Source organism: Hymenobacter perfusus, assembly GCF_003944765.1.
GTDB lineage: Bacteria > Bacteroidota > Bacteroidia > Cytophagales > Hymenobacteraceae > Hymenobacter > Hymenobacter perfusus.
Window position 1 is genome coordinate 99,076 of the sequence record NZ_RWIU01000004.1, and the last position, 15,497, is coordinate 114,572.

The window sequence follows — 15,497 nt, forward strand, 5'->3', positions numbered from 1 at the left end:
AAGTACGGAATTCGTAAAGTTATTCCGACGAAGCCGGCTGGCCCGGGCCCGGCCAGGCAGGAAAGAGCCCAGGCGCAAAATAGCGGCTTCAGCTGCTTACCCGGCGGGCGTAGCGCGGCGGATAATGCGCAGCAGGTTATAGCCTTCGGTAAGGAGCAACCGAAAATTCATGCGGCTGAAAATGATGCCCGGCTTTAGCTGCACCTGCACCGGCAACACCCGCAGATTGGGGATGCGGGCTGCCCAGTACAAAAACTCCAGATCAAACAGGTAACGGTTGACCTGCGTCTGCAGAAACAGGGCTTTGCCCGCCTGGTTGAAGCCCTTGATACCGCACTGCGTATCGGACACCGGCAGCCGCAACAAGTGCTGGGTGCAGAAGCGCAGGGAGCGGGAAATAGCAGTGCGGGCAGCCGGCACGTGCTGGTAGTAGGCCTCGTTGCGGGAGCCCACCGCCACGTCGCACTGCTGGCTCAGCAGGGTCTGCAGTACGGCTGCTACGCCCTGCTCCTCGTACGGAAAGTCGATGTCTGTAAACAGGCAAATGGCGTGCTGCGTGGCCTGAACCCCGTGGCGCAGGGCATAGCCTTTACCCTGGTTCTGCTCGTAGGAGTCGTAATGGAAATCGGGGAGCTGACTGCGTAACAGGTCAATATCGGCCGGGGTAGGGGGCTGGCTTGAGCCGTCGTTTACGACCCGCACCGTAAAGGCAACCTCCGGCAGATAGGTGTTTACCTTCCGGACGCTGGCAATGAGGTTGGCCGCCCAGCCGGCCGGCGGATTATAACAGGGCAACACCAAATCAACCGGAATAGGCATGAAGCGCGAGGTAGAAGGCAGAGCGCGGGGCGCTAATCCTGTAACGGAAAGTTGTTTTTGAATACCCGGCCGGCCGTTGGCTGGTCGAATACATCGGTATAGGCGGGTCGGATGAGCAGATGCGCGGCCTCAAACGGGTCGCCCTCCAGCTCCACGGCAATGTGGCTGCCGGGGTGGCGGGGCTGGAAGACACAGGCGGGGCGCATCCAGCCCCGGTAAATATCGGTGCCAACGCGGGCCGGTACCTCGTAGCTTTCCAGCGGATTGCCGGTTTGCGCGTCCAGCTCCCGCACCCGAAAGATGGGCAGATTCTTCATGCCAACCACCCGTACCCACACCGAGGCTTCGTAGTGGGCGGTGTCCTGCCGTTGCGGAATAGGGCCGCTAAAAAGCACGGCTTTCTGCTCGTGGCGCAGGGAGCCGCCGCCGAGGGGCGTGGCCGTTCCGGTGGCCGGCCAGGTCAGGCGTACCCTGTCGGGCCGGGCCGGGGTAGTGGTGGCTGCCGCCAGGGCCGCCTGGCGGTAGGGAGCCGCTTCCAGGGCGGCTATTGGTAGCTCATAGAGGCTGACATGCGCATCCTTCAGCACCAGCCGGCCCAAGGCAACCAGCCGCTTTTCGGCGGCCGAGAGGCCTTCATCGGATACCAGTAGCAGCAGGGGTTTGCGGGAAGGAAAGTGGTTGAGCAGTTCTTTGGGCAGCTCCGGCGCGGCCAGCAGCTGCGCCACGGCCAGCCCCTGGGCCTGGGAGGTGCGCGACATAGACGAGGCCACGATGGGCAGGCCGGTTTGCAGAGAGGCGCGCATGGCTTCGTAAGCTGAGGCCGGCATGTTGTTGGTGCCGAACTGCTCGGGGCCCAGCAGGAAGTAGGGCAGCGGCACAATGGCCTGGTAGGTGCTGTTGCCCTGCCATTGCAGGTAGTCGAAATAGGTGTCAGTAGGATGCAGCAGCGCCTGAGGAGTATATCGGGCGTCGGCGTTGGTATCGGTAATGCGCTTGTTCCAGGCAGCCAGGGTAGTATGCCCTTCCCAGGCCCACACCAGTATCACCAACGGCACCAGCGTGTAGGCAAACCCGGCCGCCCGGCGGTGGCGCAGGTAGCGGCTCAGCTGGTAGAAGTAGAACACGGCATACACCGTGAAGAAGTAGTAGAAAATCCAGGCAAACCGGCCGATGGAGCGGAACTGCTTCAACGGTTTCACCCATTCCAGCAGCCCCTCCAGGCCCCAGCTGAACGGCACGCCGCAGGCAAACAGGAAAGTGAGCAGCCCCGCGTAGAGACCCACGCGCAAGGGAGTTGGCAATACCGGCCGGAACAGTAGCCGCCACTGCCGGCGCACCATGTACCGGACGGCTTTTATCGTCGTTAGCACCAGTACCAGTAGGCTCATCAGACCGGTGTAGGCCCAGCCTTCCCCCATCGTTTCGGTGGTGTTGAACGCACTGCGCCAGAAGGATGCCAACGGGTCGAGAATAGGATAGAACACGCTGGCAAACGTGGAGCGGTACACAAGGAAGCCGTACGGGCTAGCCGGCCGGTCGGAAACGGTATCGGTCAGGGCCATCCACCCCTGAAACAGGATAATGGGCAGAACCGCCGTCAGGGCCAACCGCGCGATAAGGCCCGTGGAGTAGGCTGAGCGGGTATGGCGCTTTCGTTGCAGCAGCAGCACCAGGGCATAGGCCAGCCCCAGCAGCGCCGCCAGCAGCAAAAAGTAGGGGTGCAACAAGCCCGCAAACAGCCCGGTGACGGTATAACCCATCAGCGGCCACCAGGAGCGTGGCGCACTCACGGCCCGTACCAGCAGATACCAGAGCAGCGGCACCACGAAGGCATATGACAGGGCATAATGGCCGAGCCACCGCTCCAGCTGCGGGGCCATAAAGCTAATCAGCAGGGCCCCCACCACGGCCGGCCCGGCCGGCAGCAGCACACGGCGCAGCAGCAGGTACACGATAACTGCCGTGAGCGGCAGGGAAAGCAGCATCAGGATATTAAGCAGCGCGAGGCCGGAATCGGCGACGGGCAGACCCGCCTGCTGCAGGTACGCCAGCGGAATGCCCAACAGCGGCTGACCATCAGCGTACACCAGATGGTCGCCGAAGGGATAGAGCATGCCGGTGAAATGCGTGCCCTGGCCGTAGCGCAGGTGGTAGAGCAGGGAGTAGTAGTTCTTGGTGCCGTCGCCGCCTGCCGCAAAGGCGTACTGCCCCGGATGCAGCACGATGGGGCCAAGAACGGCATACATCAACCCGGCCGTGAGCAGCAGGAGCGTAAGCAATGGAAGCCCATGCCGACGAAAAAAGGCAGCGGCGGAAGACGGAAGACGCACGAACAGGGATTTGAACGGGGAGAAACTCGGACAAAGATAATAGCCCAGCCATGCCCTGCTTACTTGTTTAGAGCGGCCCAACCAGATGAGAATTATTTGGCCCGGTGCTGTGCGCCGGGGCGGTTGCATTCCTGCCCGCCGCCAGGCCGGGGATGGAGGCTGGTGCCCCGTGCTTCTCTATATTTGCTGCCCCCTACTCGCTGGCGACTGTCTCGCCCTATCCCGTATTCTATGACTCTTCTTTCCCGAGCGGGGCGCACCCTGTTTTGGCTCCTGCTGGGAGCTTTGGTGTTGATTAGTGCCGGCCTCTACAATGGCTTTCCGCTCGTTACCTCCGATTCGGGGACGTACCTGAACAGTGCTGTGAACCTGACAGTACCCGATGACCGGCCCGTGACCTACGGCCTGTGGGTGCTGCTCACCGGCCTGCGCGGTACGCTCTGGCTGGTGATTTTTGCTCAGGGGCTGCTGCTGGCCGGGCTGCTGTGGCGGTGTATCACGGTATTTGCGCCCCGGCTGCAGCATCCGGCGGCCCGGCTGGCGCTGCTGGCCGGCGTCACCTGGCTAACGGGGGTTTCCTGGTATTGCAGCCAGTTGATGCCCGATATCTTTACCGCCGTGGGCGTGCTGGCCCTGGCCCTGCTGCTGCTGAAACGCTCGGCCCTGCCGGAGCAGGTGCTGCTGCTGGCGGTGCTGCTGCTGGCCGCCCTGATGCACTCTTCCAATCTGCTCACCTTTCTGCTCACGGTGCTTGGTGTGGGCGCGGTGGGCTGGCAGCAGGGACTGTTCCGGCGGCAGGTGCTGCATCGTTCCACCTGGCTCCTGACGCTGCTGGTTACGCTGGCAGGCTGGGGTATTCTGCCGCTGCTGCATGCCAGGATGGGCGGCGGCTTTGAGCTGTCCAAAGCGTCATCGGCATTCCTGATGGCCCGGCTCTCGGAAAGCGGGGTGCTGGAGAAGTTTCTGCAGGCCAACTGCGGCCCCCAGAACCAGTATCGGCTGTGTGAATTCCGGGACAAGCTGCCCAACGATGCCATTACCTTCATGTGGGACGCCAACAGCCCTCTGAACCAGACGGGGGGCTGGAACGCCAACCGGCCCGAATATCAGCAGATCATCGGGCAGGTGCTTCGCTCCCCGCGCTATTACCCGTTGCTGGTGTCGGAGAGTGTCCAGGCAACGCTGCGGCAGCTCACCCACATTGGCCACGGCGACGGGCTGACGGCCTTTCGCGAGAACACCAACCCCTACTGGAAGGTAGGCGAGTACGCGCCGTACGAACTGAAAGAGTACATGTCATCGATGCAGAACCGCAGCCAGCTGGACTTCAAGGACCTCAACGAGCGGGTGTACGGGGCGCATCTGCTGGCGCTGCTGGTGCTTGGGGCGTTGCTGTTGGGCCCCTGGCGGGCCCGGATAGCCCCGGCAGCAGTGGGGCTGGTACTGGTTTGTGGGGCCGCCGTGGTAAGCAACGCGCTGGTAACCGGGAGCCTGGCCAACGTACTCGACCGGCTGCAGGGCCGGGTTGCGTGGCTGCTGCCCTGGGCGTGTCTGCTGCTGCTGGCGCAGTATCTGCCGCGCTGGACGCCCTGGGGGGCGCAGCTGCTGGCGCGCGACGAACAGCCGCAACAGACACGCATGCAGGAATAAGCTGCCGTTCACCGTCGGTGGCTGCAAACTAATGGCGCACGGCCGGTAGCAACTACTGATATTCTGTCTAATTTCGCCGCTAAAATAACCTGCTGATTCCTGCATGAAATCATTGTTTTACGCTCTGACGGCCTTGAGCCTGGTTGCCTGTTCCTCTGATGCCGAGAAAGGCGACGCCGGCGACTACATCACCCGCAACGATTTTGAATCGATGGTCGGCTGGCTGCCCGATGCCGGTACGCTCACCAAAGCCCACGCGCACTCCGGGGCCTATGCCGTGGTAGTAGACCCCGAGCACGAGTTCAGCCTCACCTACAACGCGCAGCTAGGTAAAGTAAGCCCCCACAAGCTGAAAGGTATTACGCTGGAAGCCTGGGTTTTCCTGCCCGATAACAAAGCCACGGGCGTGCTGGGCGTACAGATAACCGACCCGGACCAGGGCAACAAGGAGGTGTTCGGCGACGGCATCAAACTGCAGGAATCGGTGAAGGAATACAACAAGTGGGTGAAAGTGAGCAAGGAAATTACCCTGCCCGCCAACATTGCCTACACCCAGAACCTGAAGGTATTCCTGTGGCGCTCCGGAGCCGCTTCGCCGGTGTACATGGACGATATCAGCATTAAGGGCATAGAATAAGCCGCCGGCTGCGGACAACCCAAGCCGCTTTCTTTTGGTGTATATGCAGCCAGATTCTTCGCCTATTTCAGCTTCTTTCGCCCGCCTCCGGCAGCAGCCCTGGGCGTGGCAGCTGGGTGCCACGCTGGCTTTCTGGGGGCAGGTGCGCCTGTTCACCGATCTGCGTGGCCATTACGGTCCGCTCTGGAGCCCGCTCTGGTTCTACCTGGTATCCTTACTGCTGTGCGGGTGCGCCCTCATGGCCCAGTTGCGGGCGGTACCGGCTGCGGTGCCGCCCGCCCTGGAAAGCCGGCGGGTGCTGGGGTCCTGGGCTACCGTGCTACTGGGCGGGCTGGCCGTATTGTACGTACAGGCCCCCATTATTGCCGGGCATCCCATCGACGTGCTGCAGTCCGACATCATTCCGATTCTGCAGAATTACGTAACGCGCTTTCAGAGCGGGGAGGTGGTGTACCGCTACATCACTAATCTGCCGTATCCGCTGTTTCCCAACCACCTGCCGCTGCAATGGCTGCCCTACGTGGTGGCGGACCAGCTAGGCGTTGACTACCGCTGGTGGGCACTGGGCATTCTGTTGTTAATAGGACTGGGCGCTTACTTGGCCTTCCTGAATGCGCAGCGGCTGCCGCTGCTGCTGTTTGCCGGGTTGGCCGTGCTGCCTTGGCTGTTACTGCGGCATCTTATCAAGGTGGATAGTGGCCTGTATGCGCAAACTGTGGAGCTGACCATCATTGCGTATTACTGCCTGCTGGCCGCCTCTATCTTCTCCCGCTCGGCACTGGTGCAGGCCACGGCGCTGGTTTTGTGCCTGTTGTCGCGCTACTCGGTGGTGTTCTGGGTGCCGTTTTTCCTGTGGCTGCTGTGGCGGGAGCGGGGGCGGTGGCACGCAGCAACGGTGGCCGGGCTCACGGGGCTGGGTATCGTGCTCATCTACGTGGTGCCTTTTCTGTCAAAGGACTGGACGATTTTTACGCACGCGCTGAGCGAGTATAAAATTGCTACCCTCGGTGAGTGGAGCCGCAATACCGGCCCCGGTGGCAAGCCCTATCATCTGTTTTCGGGTCTGGGCTTTGCTTCCTACTTCTACACCTTTGGCGGGGGCGATATTCCGGCGCGCATCAGCCTGTTGCAGAAAGCCCACATTCTGGCCTCGGCAGGAGCGGTGGCGCTGAGCGCGGGCGTGTACTGGAAGCTGCGGCACCGGCTCGATTACCGGGCCCTGGCGCTGATTTCGCTGGGCTTTTACCTGAGCACGTTCTACGCCTTCATTCAGATTCCTTACGCCTACCTCACCTCGCTCACGCTGTTTGTGGCCGTGTTTGTGCTGGCCCTGGCTTGGCGGCAACCGGTTAGTAAGCTGCCGGCCCAGGTCTAGCCCAGCGTCGCCGGGTGCGCGCGGAGCGGATGTGAGCCGCGGTGGTCAGGTCTGTCCGCTACTGCTTCTTTTATTCTTACCCCCGTATGCTCTCCACTCAGATACCCCTGACTTCTTCCTCCAGGTCGACGGGGCTGGCTACCCGCCCGCTCTATTCCTTGGTTACGCTGCTGCTGCTGCTGGGCCTGATGGTGCAGGCCAGGTTGCTGGCCCCATACTGGGATACGCGCAACGTACAGGCCATCCTGACCTGGGATGCCATGGGGTATTATTTGTACCTGCCGGCTAAGTTCATTTACCACGACCTGCGCTACCTGCGCTTCATTCCCGATATCATGCGGGAGTATGGGCCATCAGGTAGTTTCTACCAGGCCTTTCCCGCGCCCGGCCTTACCGATGGGACGATGGTAATGAAATACCCGATTGGCGTGGCGCTGCTGGAGTTTCCGTTTTTCTGGCTGGGGCACTGGGCCGCCGCATTGCTGGGCTACCCCCAGGATGGCTTTTCGGCTCCTTACCAGGTTGCCATTGCGTTTGGTGGCATTGCGTACGGGTTTCTGGGGCTGGCCGTACTGCGGCAGGTGCTGCGCTCCTTCTTTTCCGATGCCGTAACGGCCCTTACGCTGGTACTGGTGGTGCTGGGTACCAACTATTTCCAGTACGCCGTATTTGATGCCGCTATGTCGCATACCTACGGTTTTACGCTGTATGCCATTCTGTTATGGTACACGGTGCAGTGGCATCGGCAGCCGACGCGCTGGCGGGCGGCGGGAATTGGGCTGGCTACTGGCCTGTTGGTACTCACTCGTCCCTCCGAGGCCGTGGCCGTGCTGCTGCCGGTACTCTGGGGAATTGATTCCAAGGCCGGACTTATCAGCAAGCTGCAGGTGGTGCGCCATCGGTGGCCGGATGTGCTGGTGCTGCTGTGCTGCGGAGTGGTAGCCGTGCTGCCGCAGCTGCTGTATTGGAAATGGGCTACCGGCTCCTTTATCGTGTATAGTTATCAGGAGCAGGGGTTTTCTTTTCTGCATCCGCACCTGCGCGAAGTGCTGATAAGTTTTAAAAAAGGGTGGCTCGTCTACACTCCTCTGATGCTGCTGGTGCCGCTGGGACTGGCGGTGCTGTTCCGGCAAAACCGCCAAATAGCCGTGCCGGTGCTGGCCTATGGCCTGGCTACGTTGTGGGTAGTGGCGGCCTGGGACATCTGGTGGTACGGCGGCAGCTTTGGGCAGCGCGCACTGGTGTCGGCCTATGCGGCTCTGAGCCTGCCGCTGGCAGCACTGCTGGCTTGGTGCTGGACGGCCGGCTGGCGGCGGCTGCTTGGGCTGGGCATTCTGTTGCCCGTGCTGGTCGGGCTCATTGATTTGAATCTGTTTCAGCACTGGCAGTACATGTATGGTATTATTCATACCGAAGACATGACGCGTCCCTACTACCAGGCGGTGTTCAGCAAAGCCCGCGTAACCCAGGATGATTTCTCGCTGCTTGATGTGCCTACCCGCATCGGGCAGGTAACCACGCATTTCAGCCGCCGCTCGGTAGGCGAGCTGAATTTTGAGGGCCAGCCTGCAACCGAGGAAACCGGGATCACCAACGAGCGGGGCAGCAGCAGCGGCCAGTCGGCCCGGCTGGGCAATGGCCACCAGTATACTCCGGCGTTGGTGCTGAAGGCAGCCGATACCGGCCTGCGCCCCGGGCAGTGGGTACGCGTGTCGGCGCAGGTATATTCCGATTGGGGCGCCTGGAACGACCAGTTGGTGCTGGCCATCGGAGCCGACGACAAATCAGCCCGCTACTATCACGTCCGGTTGCACAATAATGGCTGCGTCAATAAGGTATGGAACGATATCTGGTTCGATATTCCCCTGCCAGCCGAAATGCAGCCCACGGATGTGCTGAAGGTGTTTGGGGTATGCAATAACGGTTCCCCGGCGCTACTCGATAACCTGCGCCTGGAACTGCTGACGCCCCAGACTATGGTTGCCGCCAGCCGGTAGGCCCAGGCACAACCCGGCCGGCCGGCCACATCCTCACAAATTTCCAGTCCGGCCCCCGTCTACCGGCACGTTAATGCCCGTAATGTAGCCGGCTGCCCCGGAGGCCAGGAATACCACGGCGGCCGCCACTTCCGGGGCCTGTCCGAAGCGGCGGGCCGGAATCAGGCCAAGCATGGCTGCCTCCACTTCTTCGGTGGTTTGGCCGGTCTGCTCGGTTTTCTTCTCAATAAGGGACGTGTGCCGTTGCGTGACGGTAGCCCCTGGCAGTACGTTATTCACGGTAATGCCATCGGCGGCCAGCTCAGTGGCCAGCGTTTTGGCCCAGTTGCCCACGGCCGCCCGAATGGTGTTGCTCACCCCCAGCCCTGGCAGCGGCTGCTTCACGGAAGTACTAATAATATTGATAATGCGCCCCCGGCCCCGGCTGCGCATGCCCGGCACCACTGCCTGGGCCAGCAAGTGGTTGCACACTAAGTGCTGCTCAAACGCCAGCCGGAAAGCCTCAACCGGGGCATCCAGAATAGGGCCGCCGGCGGGGCCACCTGTGTTGTTTACCAGGATGTCGAAGCCGGCCGGGTGCGCCGCCAGATATGCCTGCACCTGCTGCTGCACCTGGTCCGGCTGGCTGAAGTCGGCTACAATAAAGTCGTGTTGCTGGCCGGCCGGGGTGGGCAGGGCCGCCACGGCCTCCCGCAGGCGGGCTTCGTTGCGGGCCAGCAGCGTGAGAGTTGCGCCGCGTTGGGCCAGTTCTTCGGCCACGGCCCGGCCAATACCCTGCGTGCTGCCCCCTACCAGGGCACGTTGAGAAACAAAATCCATGGGAGTTTTAGTGGGTTGACTACGGAGGAAATAGCGGGTGAGGTGGCCGTAAAGTACGCGGGAACCGGCAAATGAACCGATGTCGGGCGTTAGAACGTCACGCAAACGCCTACATTCGCACTGTCACGTATTCACTAAGCCACTACATTAACCCTTCGTCGCTATGCCCGTCGCTCGTCCGTTCAACTTTCAGCAGTGGATTGATGACCACCGCCATTTGCTCAAGCCACCGGTAGGCAACCAGCAGGTTTTCAAGGATAACAAAGATTTTATCGTGATGGTAGTAGGCGGCCCCAACGCCCGCAAAGACTATCATGTGGATGAAGGCGAAGAACTGTTCCTGCAGCTGGAGGGCGATATGGTGGTGAAGATCATCGAAGACGGCAAACCAGTGGATATTGAAATAAAGGCGGGGAGCATGTTCCTGCTGCCGGGCGGCGTCCCGCACTCGCCGCGCCGGCCGGCTGGCACCGTGGGCCTGGTGCTGGAGCGCTACCGCACGCCCGGCGAGCTGGACGGCTTCCAGTGGTACTGCGAAAACTGCGGCCACAAGCTGCACGAGGAATTCGCCGAAATAACCGACATCGTGGCCCAGCTGCCGCCCATCATGGACCGTTTCTGGGCCTCCGATGAGCTGCGGACCTGTACGGTGTGCGGCACGTACATGGCGGCCCCCACCCCGGTTGTTCCTGTTCCCTAAGTCGGTAGCTTATTCTGGTGTCCTGCGTGAAATCCCTTAGTATCTTTTTCATCACCGCTGCGCTGCTGATCCTCGCTACTTTCAACGATAAGCGGTGGAAGCCGCTGGAAGTATTCGATAACGACCCGGGCGGCTACTACGTCTACCTGCCGTCGGTGCTGCTCTACCAAGATGCCGGCCGCGCCGACTCTCTGCAGGGCGTTCGAGCCACTTACCGCCCGGGCCCCCGGCCCTACATGGGGCTGGTACAGCTGCCCAACGGCAAGACCATCTCCAAGTACCCTTTGGGCGTGGCCCTGGCCGAGCTGCCCTGGTTTGCCGGGGCGCACACCTGGGCCCGCCTGCGCGGCCAGCCCACCGATGGCTTTTCGCGGCCTTACCAGCAGGCCATCATGCTGGCCGGACTGTTTCATGGGTTGCTGGGGCTGTGGCTGCTGCGTAAGTTGTTGCGGCGCTACTTCCCGCAGGATGACAAAACGGTAGCCTGGGCTTTGGCCGGCATCGGGCTGGGAACCAATTGGTTTATGTACGCCAGCTACGAAAGCCCGATGGCACACAGCCTGCTTTTCCTGTGGCACGTAGGCATTGTGTGGGCTACCGGGGCTTGGTACGAAACCCGGCAGACCCGCTGGGCCGCCGGGTTAGGCCTGCTGCTGGGCCTGGCCATGCTGGCGCGGCCCACCGAGGCCCTGTACGCGCTGGTACCGGTTGGCTGGGGAATTGCCACGCAGGGAGGCCTGGCTGGCTGGGGGCGTTGGCTCCTGGGCCGGCCCAAACAGGTAGCGTTGGCGGTGGTCTGCGCGCTGGTCGTGGTGCTGTGGCAACCGGTATTCTGGCACGCCGTGAGCGGCCAGTGGTGGCTGGATACGTACCGGGGCGAGGGGTTCGATTTTACCCGGCCCCATCTGCTGGATGGGCTGTTCAGCTTTAAGAAGGGCTGGCTGCTGTACACTCCCCTGGCTGGCGTAGCCTTGCTGGGCCTGCTGGCGCTGCCGCCCCGTCTGCGTGGGGTAGGAGGGGCGTTGCTGCTGACGTTGCCCGTTGTCTTGTACGTTACCTTCAGCTGGCGCGAATGGTGGTATGGGGGGAGCTTCGGGGCGCGGCCGCTTATCAGTGCGTATCCGTTGCTGGCCCTGGCCCTGGCGGCGCTGGTAGCCGCGTCGGCCACCTGGAAAGCACCCCGCCGGGTTGCGGTGCGGGCGGTGCTGGTGCTGGGCATCAGTCTGAATCTGTGGCAGACCTATCAATACGCCGCCGGCGTTATTCACTGGGACAGCATGACGGCGGAACGCTACCGGCGCGTATTCTTCCTGTCTTCGCTCCGGCAGATGCCCGAGGATTTGCGCACTCCCTGATTTTAGCTCTTCTTCGCGCCGTGCTTACTATCGACATCCACACGCACATCCTGCCCGAGCGGTGGCCCGACCTGCGGGAACGGTACGGGTACGGCGGCTTCATCCGCCTGGAGCATCACCGGCCTTGCTGCGCGCGCATGATGCAGGACGATAAGTTCTTCCGGGAAGTGCAGGATAACTGCTGGGACCCGGCCGTGCGCATGCGCGAGTACGACCAGTTTGGGGCGCAGGTGCAGGTGCTCAGTACTGTGCCCGTTATGTTCAGCTATTGGGCCAAGCCGCTGGATACGCTGGACCTGAGCCAGTTACTCAACGACCACATTGCCGGTGTAGTGCAACGGTATCCCGGCCGCTTTGTGGGGCTGGGCACGCTGCCCCTGCAGGCCCCCGACCTGGCCATCCGCGAGCTGGAGCGGTGCATGAAAATCGGGCTGGCGGGCGTCCAGATTGGCTCCCACGTCAACGACTGGAACCTGGATGCGCCGGAGCTTTTTCCGGTTTTTCAGGCCGCTGAGGAGATGGGTGCCTGCATATTTGTGCATCCCTGGGACATGATGGGCCAGCAGCAAATGCCCAAATACTGGCTGCCCTGGCTGGTAGGCATGCCCGCCGAAAGCAGCCGGGCCCTGTGCAGCCTTATTTTCGGCGGCGTACTGGAGCGGCTGCCCCGGCTGCGGGTAGCCATTGCCCACGGCGGCGGCTCCTTTGCCAGCACCATTGGCCGCATTGAGCACGGCTGGCAGGTGCGCCCCGACTTATGCGCGGTGGATAACCCCGTGAATCCGCGCGAATACCTGGGCCGCTTCTGGGTTGATTCGCTGGTGCACGACCCGCTGATGCTCGACTTTCTGGTGAAAACCCTGGGGACTGATAAAATCACGCTGGGTACCGATTACCCGTTTCCACTGGGCGAGCTGGAGCCCGGCCAGCTCATCCGCTCCATGGCGTATTCCGACGAGGTAAAGGCGCGTATGCTGGGGCAAAATGCGCTGGACTGGCTGGGCGTGAGGCCGGAACATCTGGCCAAAATCATGGCGAATCGAGAATAGGTGGCGGCCCGGGGGCGTGGTATCTTTGCCCTCCATGACATTCGAACCCACCCTCGACTTTGCCCGCCAGCTAGATGCGCAGGACCCGTTGCGCGACTTCCGTCAGCACTTCCTCATTCCGCCCGCGCCCGATGGTCAGGACTGCCTCTATTTCTGCGGTAATTCCCTGGGGCTGCAGCCGCGCACGGCCCGCGCCGCCACCGAGCGGCAGTTTGAGAACTGGCAGAATCTGGCCGTGGAAGGACATTTCAAGGGCGAAACTCCCTGGATGCACTTTCACCAGCGCCTGCAGGATGCCACCGCCCGCATTGTAGGGGCCCGGCCTGTGGAAGTGGTGGTAATGAACAACCTCACCACTAACCTGCACTTGCTGCTGGTGTCCTTCTACCAGCCGACGGCTACCCGCTATAAAGTGCTCATGGAAGCCGGCGCGTTTCCTTCCGACCAGTACGCCCTGGAAACGCAGGTGCGCATGCGCGGCCTGAACCCCGACGAGGCCATTGTGGAGCTGACTCCCCGCCCCGGCGAGTACACGCTGCGCACGGAGGATATCCTGGCCAGAATTGAGGAGCTGGGTGATTCGCTGTGCACCGTCATTATGGGCGGCATCAATTACTACACCGGCCAGGTGTATGATATAGCGGCCATTACCCGTGCCGGCCACGCGGCAGGAGCTATGGTGGGTTTCGATCTGGCTCACGCGGCCGGCAACATTCCGCTGCACCTGCACGACTGGGACGTGGATTTTGCCTGCTGGTGCTCCTATAAATATCTGAACTCCGGCCCCGGTGGCGTATCGGGCGTGTTTGTGCACGAGCGGTTTGCCGACCAGCCCGAACTACTGCGCTTGGCCGGCTGGTGGGGCTACGATGATAAGGAGCGGTTCAAGATGAAGAAGGGCTTTCGGCCCATGCGCGGAGCTGCCGGCTGGCAGCTCTCCAACGGTGCCGTCCTTACCATGGCCGTGCACGAAGCCGCCCTGGCCGAGCACGAAGCAGCCGGCGGAATGCCCGCCCTGCGCCGGAAAAGCGAGCTGCTCACGGGCTACCTGGAGTTTCTCATCAACCGCCTGGGCCTTACTAAACAGCAGCTGGAAATCATTACGCCGGCTGATCCGGCGCAGCGCGGCTGCCAGCTTTCGTTGCTGGTACACCATAACGGCCGCGACCTGTTTGAACATCTGATGGCCGTGGGCGTAATTGGCGACTGGCGTGAGCCCAATGTGATTCGGCTGGCTCCGGTGCCGCTTTACAACACGTTCGAGGATGTGTATCGGGTGGGCGAGGTGCTGGGTGAGTGGGCGGCCCGTCAATAAGCCGCTGGTAAATACCATCGGCAGCGGGGCGTTTTCCACCGCCGATGGGTGTATTTGCGTAAACAGTCCGGCTCCGGCCGTTTTCCTTTCCGACTCCTCCTTTCCCCAACGATAATGGCCGAAGACTACGCGGCAAAAATGAGCCGCAAAACCGATGCCGAGCTGCGTGACTACGTGACCAACCGGTATCAGTATCGGGAGGAGGCGGTATTGGCCGCCCTCACCGAACTGGCGCAGCGCGGCACCCCCGAGCCGACGGCAGCCGGCCTTATTGCCGAGTTGGAGGTCAGCAAGCAGGAAACCGACCGGCGCGAGCTGGCCGTACGGGAGCAGGAGGCCGAAAAGGAGCAGGCCCGGCGCATAGCCCGCGGCGAGGCCGACCCCGAAACCGCGACGGAAACGGGGCCGGCGCTGTATTCGCCCGGGACCATTACAGTGTTTTCGGTGCTGTTCAGCATGGTGGCCGGAGGAATTATGCTGGCCCTGAACCTGCGCACGCTGCGCCGCACCGGCCCCGCGCTGCTGGTGGTGGCGTTTATGCTGGTGTACCTGGTGGGTGGCGGTTATCTGCTGTTCTGGTTGAAGCAGCTGTATGGCAACCAGTACAACTGGCTGGGCTCCTTCTTCAACCTGCCGGCTGTGCTCATTTACAACCTGTTTTTCTGGCCGCGCTACATCGGGCCGCAACCGTACCAAAGTCGGCCCTGGCTGGCCCCTTTGCTGATATGTGGGCTGATTATGCTGGCCTTCTACTATTTCGCCCTGCGTTTTCAGGGAGCAATGCCTACGGTATAGTATCCTCCTCCGATTATGGCGCTGGTTCCCGTTCAGTTGCCCGCCGCTGAGCTGCTGTTCGACCCTGGTTTTCTCGGGCCGCAGGAAGCGGATGCCTTGCTGGCAGAACTAACTGCCACCATACCGTGGCGGCACGAACCCATCCGGTTATTCGGCAAGGAAGTGCTGCAGCCCCGCCTCACCGCCTGGTACGGCGACGCCGGTGCTACCTACCGCTACTCCGGGCTTACGCTGCAGCCGCTGCCCTGGCTGCTTGCGCTGCATGCGCTGCGCCAACGACTGGAAGCGGCCACTGGCAGCCGCTTCAATAGTGTGCTGCTCAACCTGTACCGCACCGGCCAGGACAGTATGGGCTACCACGCCGATGATGAGCCGGAACTGGGCCCTACGCCCGTTATTGCCTCCGTTACCCTGGGGGCCACGCGCACGTTCCGCCTGAAGCCCCGGTCTCACTTGCTGCCGCCGCCATCGGCCCTCAGCCTGTCGCTTACTTCCGGAAGTCTGCTGGTCATGCGCGGCCTTACCCAGCAAAACTGGCTGCATGCATTGCCCAAAACGGCCCGCCCCGTCGGCCCGCGCCTCAACCTCACCTTTCGGTACATAAGAGGATAGATTACTTACACTTCCTCTAAAAAGGCGCTGCAACAACTGTTGCA

Annotated in this window: 13 protein-coding genes; 10 read left to right on the top strand and 3 right to left on the bottom strand. The window is 62.0% G+C overall.

The window, feature by feature from the left end:
- Positions 1 to 96: 96 nt before the first annotated feature.
- Together EI293_RS12775 and EI293_RS12780 are read right to left on the bottom strand one after the other, a co-directional pair.
- Positions 97 to 819, bottom strand: a complete 723-nt coding sequence (locus EI293_RS12775; RefSeq protein WP_125438356.1) for a glycosyltransferase — start codon at positions 817 to 819, stop codon at positions 97 to 99.
- A gap of 32 nt (positions 820 to 851) precedes the next feature.
- Positions 852 to 3,098, bottom strand: coding sequence for a hypothetical protein (locus EI293_RS12780; RefSeq protein WP_125438359.1), 2,247 nt, complete (start codon positions 3,096 to 3,098; stop codon positions 852 to 854).
- 282 nt (positions 3,099 to 3,380) lie between these two features.
- On the opposite strand from EI293_RS12780, the gene EI293_RS12785 reads away from it, so the two are divergent.
- The 4 genes from EI293_RS12785 (at position 3,381) to EI293_RS12800 (ending at position 8,808) form a co-directional block, all read left to right on the top strand.
- Positions 3,381 to 4,799 carry a hypothetical protein gene (locus tag EI293_RS12785; RefSeq protein WP_125438362.1) on the top strand — a complete coding sequence of 473 codons (1,419 nt, stop codon included), beginning with the start codon at positions 3,381 to 3,383 and terminating at the stop codon, positions 4,797 to 4,799.
- Positions 4,800 to 4,902: 103 nt separating this feature from the next.
- Positions 4,903 to 5,436, top strand: a complete 534-nt coding sequence (locus EI293_RS12790; protein ID WP_125438365.1) for a hypothetical protein — start codon at positions 4,903 to 4,905, stop codon at positions 5,434 to 5,436.
- A 43-nt stretch (positions 5,437 to 5,479) separates the two neighbouring features.
- Positions 5,480 to 6,811 (top strand): hypothetical protein, encoded by a 1,332-nt coding sequence (locus tag EI293_RS12795; RefSeq protein ID WP_125438368.1) that lies wholly within the window; start codon positions 5,480 to 5,482, stop codon positions 6,809 to 6,811.
- Between the two features lie 86 nt (positions 6,812 to 6,897).
- Complete coding sequence (locus tag EI293_RS12800; RefSeq protein WP_125438371.1) at positions 6,898 to 8,808, top strand: hypothetical protein; 1,911 nt, start codon at positions 6,898 to 6,900, stop codon at positions 8,806 to 8,808.
- Between the two features lie 33 nt (positions 8,809 to 8,841).
- On the opposite strand, the gene EI293_RS12805 is transcribed toward EI293_RS12800, so the two are convergent.
- Entirely contained in the window at positions 8,842 to 9,627 is a 786-nt protein-coding gene (locus tag EI293_RS12805) for an SDR family oxidoreductase (RefSeq protein ID WP_125438374.1), read from the bottom strand.
- Positions 9,628 to 9,790: 163 nt separating this feature from the next.
- On the opposite strand from EI293_RS12805, the gene EI293_RS12810 reads away from it, so the two are divergent.
- The 6 genes from EI293_RS12810 to EI293_RS12835 all read left to right on the top strand — a co-directional run bounded on the left by EI293_RS12810 (position 9,791) and on the right by EI293_RS12835 (position 15,453).
- A complete protein-coding gene (locus EI293_RS12810; RefSeq protein ID WP_125438377.1) occupies positions 9,791 to 10,327 on the top strand; it encodes a 3-hydroxyanthranilate 3,4-dioxygenase in 537 nt (178 codons plus the stop codon).
- Between the two features lie 26 nt (positions 10,328 to 10,353).
- Entirely contained in the window at positions 10,354 to 11,682 is a 1,329-nt protein-coding gene (locus tag EI293_RS22400; RefSeq protein ID WP_125438380.1) for a hypothetical protein, read from the top strand.
- Between the two features lie 20 nt (positions 11,683 to 11,702).
- Complete coding sequence (locus tag EI293_RS12820; protein ID WP_246010629.1) at positions 11,703 to 12,731, top strand: amidohydrolase family protein; 1,029 nt, start codon at positions 11,703 to 11,705, stop codon at positions 12,729 to 12,731.
- 34 nt (positions 12,732 to 12,765) lie between these two features.
- The gene (gene kynU / locus EI293_RS12825; RefSeq protein ID WP_125438386.1) at positions 12,766 to 14,046 is read left to right on the top strand and encodes a kynureninase; all 1,281 of its coding nucleotides are present in this window, start codon (positions 12,766 to 12,768) and stop codon (positions 14,044 to 14,046) included.
- Positions 14,047 to 14,160: 114 nt separating this feature from the next.
- A complete protein-coding gene (locus tag EI293_RS12830; RefSeq protein ID WP_125438389.1) occupies positions 14,161 to 14,841 on the top strand; it encodes a hypothetical protein in 681 nt (226 codons plus the stop codon).
- A 15-nt stretch (positions 14,842 to 14,856) separates the two neighbouring features.
- On the top strand, positions 14,857 to 15,453 hold the full coding sequence (locus EI293_RS12835) for an alpha-ketoglutarate-dependent dioxygenase AlkB family protein (RefSeq protein ID WP_125438392.1): 597 nt from the start codon (positions 14,857 to 14,859) through the stop codon (positions 15,451 to 15,453).
- The last annotated feature ends 44 nt before the right edge of the window (positions 15,454 to 15,497 follow it).

Coding starts and splice junctions, on each gene's coding strand:
- EI293_RS12775 (WP_125438356.1), bottom strand. CDS start 819: ATGCCTATTCCGGTTGATTTGGTGTTGCCCTGTTATAATCCGCCGGCC.
- EI293_RS12785 (WP_125438362.1), top strand. CDS start 3,381: ATGACTCTTCTTTCCCGAGCGGGGCGCACCCTGTTTTGGCTCCTGCTG.
- EI293_RS12790 (WP_125438365.1), top strand. CDS start 4,903: ATGAAATCATTGTTTTACGCTCTGACGGCCTTGAGCCTGGTTGCCTGT.
- EI293_RS12795 (WP_125438368.1), top strand. CDS start 5,480: ATGCAGCCAGATTCTTCGCCTATTTCAGCTTCTTTCGCCCGCCTCCGG.
- EI293_RS12800 (WP_125438371.1), top strand. CDS start 6,898: ATGCTCTCCACTCAGATACCCCTGACTTCTTCCTCCAGGTCGACGGGG.
- EI293_RS12805 (WP_125438374.1), bottom strand. CDS start 9,627: ATGGATTTTGTTTCTCAACGTGCCCTGGTAGGGGGCAGCACGCAGGGT.
- EI293_RS12810 (WP_125438377.1), top strand. CDS start 9,791: ATGCCCGTCGCTCGTCCGTTCAACTTTCAGCAGTGGATTGATGACCAC.
- kynU (WP_125438386.1), top strand. CDS start 12,766: ATGACATTCGAACCCACCCTCGACTTTGCCCGCCAGCTAGATGCGCAG.
- EI293_RS12830 (WP_125438389.1), top strand. CDS start 14,161: ATGGCCGAAGACTACGCGGCAAAAATGAGCCGCAAAACCGATGCCGAG.
- EI293_RS12835 (WP_125438392.1), top strand. CDS start 14,857: ATGGCGCTGGTTCCCGTTCAGTTGCCCGCCGCTGAGCTGCTGTTCGAC.